Source organism: Desulfurivibrio modestus (assembly GCF_044068625.1).
Lineage (GTDB): Bacteria > Desulfobacterota > Desulfobulbia > Desulfobulbales > Desulfurivibrionaceae > Desulfurivibrio.
Map to the genome: position 1 here is coordinate 1 of NZ_JBIPKH010000041.1, position 9,109 is coordinate 9,109.

The 9,109-nt window shown below is 63.1% G+C and carries 9 protein-coding genes and 1 pseudogene; 9 read left to right on the forward strand and 1 reads right to left on the reverse strand.

What is annotated here, in order from left to right:
* From ACHHRT_RS13430 to ACHHRT_RS13445, 4 genes and pseudogenes are all read left to right on the forward strand, one after another.
* Positions 1-292: pseudogene (locus ACHHRT_RS13430) on the forward strand (Na(+)/H(+) antiporter subunit D); the annotation flags it as partial.
* A gap of 101 nt (positions 293-393) precedes the next feature.
* Positions 394-1,383: an ABC transporter substrate-binding protein gene (locus ACHHRT_RS13435; RefSeq protein ID WP_395500283.1), complete on the forward strand. Its 990-nt coding sequence runs from the start codon at positions 394-396 to the stop codon at positions 1,381-1,383.
* Between the two features lie 17 nt (positions 1,384-1,400).
* Positions 1,401-2,192 (forward strand): ABC transporter permease, encoded by a 792-nt coding sequence (locus tag ACHHRT_RS13440; RefSeq protein ID WP_395500284.1) that lies wholly within the window; start codon positions 1,401-1,403, stop codon positions 2,190-2,192.
* Positions 2,189-2,929, forward strand: coding sequence for an ABC transporter ATP-binding protein (locus ACHHRT_RS13445; protein WP_395500285.1), 741 nt, complete (start codon positions 2,189-2,191; stop codon positions 2,927-2,929). The genes ACHHRT_RS13440 and ACHHRT_RS13445 overlap by 4 nt, the downstream gene beginning before the upstream one ends.
* Positions 2,930-2,945: 16 nt before the next feature.
* Here the strand turns inward: ACHHRT_RS13445 and htpG are convergent, their stop codons facing one another.
* Entirely contained in the window at positions 2,946-4,835 is a 1,890-nt protein-coding gene (gene htpG, locus ACHHRT_RS13450; RefSeq protein ID WP_395500286.1) for a molecular chaperone HtpG, read from the reverse strand.
* Positions 4,836-5,119: 284 nt separating this feature from the next.
* On the opposite strand from htpG, the gene ACHHRT_RS13455 reads away from it, so the two are divergent.
* The 5 genes from ACHHRT_RS13455 to ACHHRT_RS13475 all read left to right on the forward strand — a co-directional run.
* Positions 5,120-5,923: a C-GCAxxG-C-C family (seleno)protein gene (locus tag ACHHRT_RS13455; RefSeq protein WP_395500287.1), complete on the forward strand. Its 804-nt coding sequence runs from the start codon at positions 5,120-5,122 to the stop codon at positions 5,921-5,923.
* Between the two features lie 146 nt (positions 5,924-6,069).
* Positions 6,070-6,261: a ferredoxin gene (locus tag ACHHRT_RS13460; RefSeq protein ID WP_395500288.1), complete on the forward strand. Its 192-nt coding sequence runs from the start codon at positions 6,070-6,072 to the stop codon at positions 6,259-6,261.
* 14 nt (positions 6,262-6,275) lie between these two features.
* A complete protein-coding gene (locus tag ACHHRT_RS13465) occupies positions 6,276-7,973 on the forward strand; it encodes an ExeA family protein (RefSeq protein ID WP_395500289.1) in 1,698 nt (565 codons plus the stop codon).
* 10 nt (positions 7,974-7,983) lie between these two features.
* Positions 7,984-8,619 (forward strand): general secretion pathway protein GspB, encoded by a 636-nt coding sequence (locus ACHHRT_RS13470; protein WP_395500290.1) that lies wholly within the window; start codon positions 7,984-7,986, stop codon positions 8,617-8,619.
* Positions 8,620-8,810: 191 nt separating this feature from the next.
* On the forward strand, positions 8,811-9,109 hold a 299-nt coding region (locus ACHHRT_RS13475; protein ID WP_395500291.1), incomplete at its 3' end, for a hypothetical protein.

Below are 9,109 nucleotides of genomic sequence, written 5' to 3' on the forward strand. Positions count from 1 at the left end.
GTGGCTCTTTCTGTTGGCGGCCAACAGCGGCCTGACCCGCCTCAACCAATGGGGCCAGGAGAGCCTGGCCGAAGGGATGCCCCGGCGGCTGAATCGGTTTATGGCCGACGGCCCGGCCCGGCTTGCCCTGTTGGTGGTCAAACCGGTCTGGCAGTTGACCGGGGTGCGGATCGACGGGCCCGACGGGGCCGAGCAGCGCCTGCTGGATACCTTCCGGCGCTCGCTCTTCACCGTGGGCAGTTCCGCCATCTGCACGGTGGCGGTGCTGTTGGCCCTGCTGCTGCTGGCCTGATTCCACTTTTTATTTTCGCCCGCACCAGGTATCATGGCTGACTCGAAGCGGCGTGATCGCGCAATCACGCCTTTGGGCTTCGAACCGGCAGGGATCACTGGATGGATCGGCGACAATTTGTCAGATTAGGTTTGCATACCGTGCTGGCGGCCGGCTTGGGTGCTGGTCTGACAGCCTGCGGCGAGGGCAATAGCCGGGGCGGTGAGGCCGGGCGGCCCCGGTTGCGGCTGGGTTATCTGCCCATCACCGATCATCTGCTGCTGCTGGCCCACGACTATTACCCCTTCAGCCGGGTGGCCCTCAGCCCGGTCAAGTTCTCCTCCTGGCCCGAGGCGGCCGAGGCCCTGCGGGTGGGGGCGGTGGATGCCGCCTTCCTGCTCACTCCCCTGGGAATGGCTCTGCGCCGGCAGCGGACGCCCATCCAGGCGGTGCTGCTGGGCCATCGCAACGGCAGCGTTCTGACCCTGGCGGCCCGGGAGGAGATCACCGCCACCGCCGCTCTGGCCGGCAAACGGATTGCCATTCCCAGCCGTTTTTCCACCCACTATCTGCTGCTGCGCCGCTTGCTGGCCGATGCCGGCCTGCCTGGGGAGTCGGTGCACTATATCGATATGGCGCCGCCGGAGATGGTCCAGGCCCTGGCCGGCGGCCGGCTGGACGGCTTTATTGTCGCCGAGCCCTTTGGGGCCCAGGCCGAGATCCAGGGGGTGGGCCGGGTTTTCACCCTCTCCAAGGAGATCTGGCCCGGGCATATCTGTTGCGTGCTGAATGTGCGGGAGGAGTTTATCCAATCCCATCCCGAGGCGGTGGCCGAGCTGGTGACCGGCCTGCGGGTCACCGGCCGGGAGATCGAGGCCGATCGCCGGCGGGCCGCCGTCCGTTCGGTCAACTATCTGGGGCAGGCCCCCGCGGTGATCGAGCATGTCTTGACCCGGCCGCCGGACCGGGTTACCTATCACGATCTCTTTCCCGAACCGGCCGATTTTGCCGCCACCCGCGAGCAGATGCTGCGGGTTGGCCTGCGGGAGGTGCGGGATATCGAGCTGGATGCCTATCTGGAACCGGCCTTCGCCCGGCTGCCCTTAACCTGAACCGCCGCGTAGCCCCCGTGACCAAGCCCACCCCCAAATTCAGCCTGCCGGAACTGCCCGGTGAACGTTTTTTCGGCCCCGGCCTGGCCGTCCTGCTGTTCCTGCTGCTCTGGGAGGCCGCGGCCCGGCTCTACGCCAATGAATATCTGCTGCCCGGCCCCTATCTGGTCCTGCTGGGCCTGGTGGAGGTCTGGGGCAGCGGCCTGCTGCCGGAGCATATCGTGGTCAGCCTCTTTCGTTTCGGGGTGGCCTACCTGTTGGCGGTGCTCCTGGCGGTGCCCCTGGGCCTGATTCTGGGCTGGTTCACCCGGTTGCATCGGGCCCTGGACCCTCTAATCCAACTGTTGCGGCCGATCTCGCCGGTGGCCTGGTTTCCCTTGGCGGTACTCTGGTTCCGCATTGGCGACCTACCGGCCATCTTCATCATCTTCATCGCCAGTTTCTTTCCCATTCTGCTCTCCACCATCGCGGCGGTGCGCAGTGTCGACCCCACCTACATTAAGGTGGCCCTCAACTTCGGCAGCAGCCAAGCGAGTCTGCTCTGTAAAGTGGTAATTCCGGCCGCCTTTCCCTATATTGCCGTGGGGTTGCACATTGCCCTGGGGGTGGGCTGGATCCACCTGGTGGCCGGGGAGATGCTGGGGGCCCAGTCGGGCCTGGGCTATTTTATCCTCGATGCCCGTAACTTTCTCCGCACCGATCTGGTGATTGTCGGGATGCTGCTGGTGGGTGCCCTGGGGCTGCTGCTGGACCGGTTGATGGCCGCCGCGGAAAAAAAGGTGCGGCGGCGCTGGGGGATCACGGGATGAAGATAGTGGCCCGGGGAATCGAAAAAAGTTTTGCCGATAAGCGGGGGCGGCGGCAGCCGGTTCTGGGGGGGTTGGACCTGGAGGTGGCCCCCGGCGAATTTGTCTGCCTGCTGGGGCCCAACGGTTGCGGCAAGACCACCTTTCTCAATCTGCTGGCCGGCTTTGCTCTGCCCGACGGCGGCGAGATCATGGTTGACGGCCGGCCGGTGACCGGGCCTTCCCCCCACCGGGTGATGATCATGCAGAGCTATGATCTCTTTCCCTGGCGGACGGTGCTGGCCAACGTCGAATACGGCCTGGAGATGCAGGGCTGGGATCGGCAGCGGCGGCGGCAAAAGGCTCGGGAACTGCTCGCCCTGGTGGGTTTGGCCGCCTGCGAGGAGCAGCACCCCGGGGAACTGTCGGGGGGGATGCGCCAGCGGGTGGCCATCGCTCGGGCTCTGGCGGTGGAGCCGCGGGTCCTGCTGCTGGATGAACCCTTCGGGGCCCTGGATTCCCTGACCCGCTCCCGGATGCAGCAGGAGTTGCTGCGGCTTTGGCGCGAGCGGGAGATGACCATTGTCTTCGTCACCCACGATATCAACGAAGCCCTCAATCTGGCCGACCGGGTAGCGGTGCTGCCATCCCGGCCGGGGGCCTTCCGGGAGCTGGTTTCAATTGAACTTCCCCGGCCCCGGGAGCTGCGGGACCCCGCCTGCCTTGCACTCCGGGACCGGGTGGAGCGGCTTTTGGCCTGACCTTTCGGCTGGAACCCTACTTCACCAACCGCGAGAGGATCTGGTAGTTGCGGTTCACCATGCTGCGGGGCTCCACCATCAGGCCAGCCTGGATCAGGGCGTTGTCCAGGATCTGTTCCGCCACCTGGCGGGCCAGGGTTTCGTCCCGGCCGCGCAGCTCCTCCAGCCCGGCAATCAAAGGATGGCCGGGGTTGATCTCCAGGTTTTTGCCGCCAAACGGGGGCAGCTTCTGGCCCGAGGCCCGCATCACCCGCTCCATGCTGCTGGTCATGAAGCCGTCGGGGTTGACCACCATGGCCGGGCTGTCGGTGAGGCGTTTGGACTCCTTGACCTCCTTGACCTTGTCGCCCAACACCTCTTTGAACCACTGGCCCAAAGCCGCCGCCTTTTCCGGGTTCAGGCCCGCCTTCTCCTCCTGCTCGCCCTGATCCTGCTCCGTTTCCGGCTGGTCGAAGGCCGAAAGGTCCAGGTCGGCCAGGTCGGCGGAAACCAACTGGTGCTCCTTGAACTCGCCGATATGGCTGAGGGCGAAGTCGTCCATGGGGTCCAGGGTGTAGAGGACCTCGATGCCGCGCTGGCGGAAGGCCTCGATGTAGGGGCCGTTCTCGATCGCTTCCCGGTTGGGGCCGCTGATGTAGTAGATATCCTTCTGCTCGGGGGCCAGCCGCCGGCAGTACTCTTCCAGCGAGGTCAGCTTGCCCGCTTCGGTCTTGGATGACTCGAAGCGGAGCAGGCCGGCCAGCTCCGGGCGGTAGTTGAAATCGGAGATCGCTCCCTCCTTGAGGAAGGAGCCGAAGGTCTGCCACAGTTTTTCGTAGGTTTCCGGCTGGTCCTTGGCCAGCTCGGCGAAAAATTTGAGCAGCCGTTTGCTGATCACCCGGTTGATCTTGGCCACCAAGGCGCTGTCCTGGAGGGCCTGGCGGGAGATGTTCAACGGCAGATCCTCGCTGTCGATCACCCCTTTGACGAAGCGGAGCCATTCGGGGAGGATATTTTTGCTGTGCTGCTCGATCAGCACCCGCTGGCAGTAGAGGTTGACCCCGGGGTCCATCCGCCCGAAGCCCAGCCGCTCGATATTGTCGGTGGGGATAAAGAGCAGGGCCTTGACCGCCAGGGGTGCGTCGGCGCTGAAATGGAGCCGGGCCAGGGGCTCGTCGAAGGCGTTGGCGATATATTTGTAGAACTCGTTGTACTCCTCATCCTTGATCTCGCTCTTGCCCTTGGCCCAGAGGGCCTGGACGGTGTTGACCGCCTCATCCTCCACCTTGATGGGAAAGGAGACGAAGCTGGAGTAACGGCGGATGATCTGCTTGATCCGCTCGGGATCGGCAAACTCCTTGGCGTCCTCTTTCAGCTCCAGAATGATTTTGGTACCCCGGTGAATGCCGGGACAGGGGGCGATGGTGTAAGTGCCGGCGGCGTCGGAGATCCACTCGTGGCCGCTGTCGTCGGGCCGGAAGCTGCGCGACTGCACCCGCACCTTGGCGGCCGCCATGAAGGCGGCGTAGAAGCCCACCCCGAACTGGCCGATCAGGCTGAGATCCTTCTGTTGGGCCGGGTCCAGGTTGGCCAGAAAAGTGCGGGAGCCGGAATGGGCGATGGTGCCCAGGTTGCTCTCCAGCTCGCCGCGATCCATGCCGATGCCGGTGTCGATGATGGTCAGGGTGTTCTGCTCCTGGTCGGCCCGGATGTTAATTTCCAGGGGCAGATGATCGTCAAAGACCTCTGCGGCCAATAGCCGCTGGTGGCGGAACTTTTCCAGGGCGTCGGCGGCGTTACTGACCAGTTCACGCAAAAAAATCTCCCGTTCGGTGTAGAGCGAGTGGATGACGATATCCAGCATCTTTTTGACTTCGGCCTGAAACTCGCGGGTTTCGACGGCCGGGGCGGTTTGTTGGCTGCTCATGGCGATCCTCCTTGGTTTAAGTTGTCCGGCGGGAAGGTAAGCATGATCGAGGCGGTGTCAAGGGGCCTTGTCGTGGATCTCCCGGGCGCCGGGTGGCCAATCCATTCTTGGCCTGCCGGCAATGACAGCGGAAAACTGTGCTAATTCAGACAGTTTTCCGTGGCTCTGCCTGCGACAATTTACCGCATTGATAATTTCGATGCACGGTATTAGGATCGCCCTGTGGTTTACGACCACTGTGTGGTATTCGGTCTTAGGCAGTCAAGCCAAAACGAGGAGGAGCCATGGAACAGGAAGCGAAATTTGGGGAACAGGAACCGGAAGTTAATCTGGACCGCCGTAAAATGATGGTCGGTACCGGCGTTTTGACCGCCGGTCTGCTGCTGACCAAGGCCGGCGGCCTTCTTGGTACCGCCCAGGCCAAGAGCCAGATGGCCAATTGGCCCTGGCCCTACGTAAAGCTGGATCCGGATGAAACCGCTGAACTGGCCTACAACGAGTGGTATCGCGTATATTGTGGAGCCGGGGTGTTCAGCAGCATTTTTACCCAATTGCAGGAGAAGGTCGGCGAACCCTATACCTTGGTTCCGCCGGAAACTTTTATCTTTCTGGAGGGCGGCCTTACCGGTTGGGGCACCGCCTGCGGCTCCCATGTCGGAGCCGCCCTGGTCACCAACATGATCATCGGCCCCCGCACCACCGGCTCCCATGACGGCCCCATGATGGGTTCGGAGATCATGCAGTGGTACGCAGACGCCGCCCTGCCCACCTACACCCCTAAAGACCCTCGTTACAAAGGGAAGATGATCACCACGGTCAGCGATTCGCCCCTTTGCCACGTCTCGGTGGGTCGGTGGATGAAGGCTTCCGGTCACAGCCTGGGCAGCGAGGAACGGCGGGACCGTTGCGCTCGGGTTACCGCCAGCGTCGCCCACCAAACCGTGACCCTGCTCAATCAGTGGCATGACGGCCAGTATCAGACCAAGGGACGGTTGCCCTCGGCCTCTTACGGCATCACCGCTCAGCATAACTGCACCAGTTGCCACGGCTCCGACGTTCCTTCCCCCCCCATGGCAGCCAAAAAATAAACTTCTTCCACCATTGTATGGAGGAGCGGTCGCGCGCCGCTCCTCCGTGCCTCTCCTCTTTTCTTTTCCCCCTTTTGTTCCCAGCCCGCTTGGTGTAAACTCACGAGTTGACGTTGTTCGTCTAACTCAACGTAAAGGAGCAGGTCATGGCCCGGTCAATAACCTTGGATCAGGATGAGTGTATCGGTTGTCAAAGTTGCGTGGAAATCTGCCCGGAGGTCTTCGGCTTCGACCAGGAGATCGAAAAGGCCTTCGTCCTTAAAGGGGCCGACGGTGACCTGGCCTGTGCCCAGGAGGCCGCCGATTCCTGTCCGGTTGCCTGCATCGTTGTGGGCTGATTAATACACATTTTATGTACGAAAACTATTTCGGGTTTCACCATAAGCCGTTTGCCATCACCCCCGACCCCCGGGCTCTCTACCTCAGTGAACGGCATCGTGAGGCCTTGGCCCATCTGCTTTACGGGGTGGGGGAGGGCGGCGGCTTCGTGCTGCTGACCGGCGAGGTCGGCACCGGCAAAACCACCCTCTGTCGCAGTCTGCTGGAGCAGTTGCCCGCCGATGTCGATCTGGCCCTGATCCTCAACCCCAAGCTCGATGCCGTCGAGCTGGTGGCCGCGATCTGTGACGAACTGAAGATCTCCTATCCCGCCGGCCGCCCCAGCTTGAAGGTGCTGGTGGCCGCCCTTAACGATTACCTCTTGCAAAACCATGCCGCCGGTCGGCGGACGGTGCTGATTATTGATGAGGCCCAGAACCTGGCCCCCGAGGTTCTGGAGCAGGTGCGGCTGCTCACCAACCTGGAAACTGCCGAGATCAAGCTCTTGCAGATCATCCTGATCGGCCAGCCGGAGTTGCGGGAGTTGCTGAAGCGTGATGAGCTGCGCCAGTTGGCCCAGCGGATCACCGCCCGTTATCATCTGGACCCCCTGGATCGAGGGGAAAGCACGGCCTATGTCCGCCATCGCTTGCAGGTGGCGGGGGTAGAGCGACCGCTTTTTTCCGCCGGGGCGCTCAAGGCCCTCTATCGTCTGAGCGGCGGGGTGCCGCGTCTGATCAACGTCATCGCCGATCGAGCCCTGCTGGGAGCCTACGTGGAGGAGCGCAACCTGGTTGACGAGGCGATTCTGCGTCGGGCCGCCGGGGAAGTGCTGGCCGCCCCCACCGGCCCTGCCCCTTCGGGTCGGCGGCGGTTTGAGCTCGGTCGTCCCTGGGCCCTGGTTCTGTTGCTCCTGCTTTTGTTGCCGGTGGCGCTTTGGCTGGGGCAGCGCTTTGGCCCCGACTTGCCGCATTTTATTCCGGAAAAATGGCTGGGAATGATGGCGCCCCGGGCCGGGGAAAATGAAAGCCCGCTCGCGGCAGTCCTGGCCACCGAGGAGGGCAACGAGGGGGAATCCCGGGCGACGATCGACCTGGCCGCTGGGTTGGCAAACCTGGATGACGACGATGAGGTCGCGGCCTGGACGGCCCTTTTCGCCCTTTGGGGAGAAGAGGGGGCCGATGGGGCCGGTGGCTGCCTTCAGGCCCAAACCCTGGGGTTGCGCTGCCTGGAGGGTTCCGGCAGCTGGGCCCTGCTGCGGCTTTATAATCGCCCGGCCCTGCTGCGCCTGACCAACGCCGTTGACCAGCCTGGCCGGACCATCCTGCTGGTGGGGCTCAACGGGCAGGAGGCGGTGATAGCGGTGGCCGGCGAAGAGTGGCGTTTGCCCCTGGCTGAGCTGGAGCCTTACTGGCTGGGGGATTACCGGCTGCTCTGGCGTCCCCCCTTGCGAGGAGAGCTGTTGCGGGCCGGGAACCGGGGGGCCGATGTGCTGCGGTTGCGGGCCGTTCTCGACCGACTGGAGCAGGGGGCCGAGGCCGAATCACCGCTGCCGATGGCTGCTGATCCCACTTACTTCGATGATGAATTGGCCCGGCGGGTGGCGGCCTTTCAGCGGGAGCACGGCCTTCAGCCCGACGGGATCGTCGGGCTCCAGACCCAACTGCGGCTGAGTTTCGAGCTGGAGGAACCCGGTACTCCCCGCCTGGTCGTTGCTCCGGCCGGGCCTTGAGAGAAGGAAAATGTCCTATATTCTGGAAGCCTTAAAAAAATCGGAACGGCAGCGGCGTTTGGGGGCGGTTCCCCGGCTGGACACTCCCCAGGAGCCCCCCTCCCGTTCCCCCGCCGCTTCCCGTCCCGGCTGGTTACGCCCCTTGCTGCTGCTCAACCTGTTGCTGGTGGTGGCCCTGCTCGCCTATCTGCTGCTACCGGTGGGCTCGGGCCGGGAACAGCCTGGGCCCCTGCTCGAGGCCCTGGAAGAAAAGCAGCTCCCGCTACCGGCCCAGCCAGCTGAAAGCGCGACCCCTCAACCCAGGCCGGAGGAGGGGCCCCTGGCCCCGGCGGCCGCAACTTCGGAACCGCAACCGCAACCACAACAGGAACCAGCGCCGCTGCCGTTGCCGGAATTATCGCCCCCGGCCCTGGTCGGTCCGCCCCCCCGCTGGAGTGAGCTGCCGGCCGGTCTGCGGCAGCAGGTCACTCCGCCCTCCCTGGAGGTTCACGTCTATTCGGAAAATCCCGCGCGTCGGTTCGTGATGATTCGCGGTCGGCAGTACCGCGAGGGCGACACCCTGCCCGACCAGTTGCGCCTCGACCAAATCACCCCGCAGGGGGTGGTCCTTTCCTGGCACGGAGAACCCTTCCGGCTGGAGCACTGAATAATCTTCGCAATATTGGTTTATCATTTTATCCTGATGTAAATCCGAGCTATTTTTTTATTGACAGCCATTGCCTGACTGTATTATGCAGGCGATATGGTGTCGGCAGTCGGGTTTTTCGCGCGCTATTTCCTGTCTTACGAATTGATTATTGGGGGCGTTTGGGTTGATTTTAAGCCGGGAGGGGAGGGATGAACCGTTGGGCGTTGAGGTTAGCACTTACTATTCTGCTGTTGCTTTTGCTCAAACCTGTTTGCTGGGCCGCCACGGGTTTTGTCAATATTGACTCCCCCAATCCGGGCGAGCAAATATGTCTTGAGGACAAGCTGGTTATCTCCGGCCAATTCATGCTGGAGACCGATGACACTCCCCGGGGCAGCGCGGATCCGGCGATTTACTGTAATGCCGGGGCTCAATGGGCCATTTTGAGCCCGCAATGCTGCTCCAGCCCTTGGAACTTTACCAGCCTTCATGCACGCCTGCTTTACCA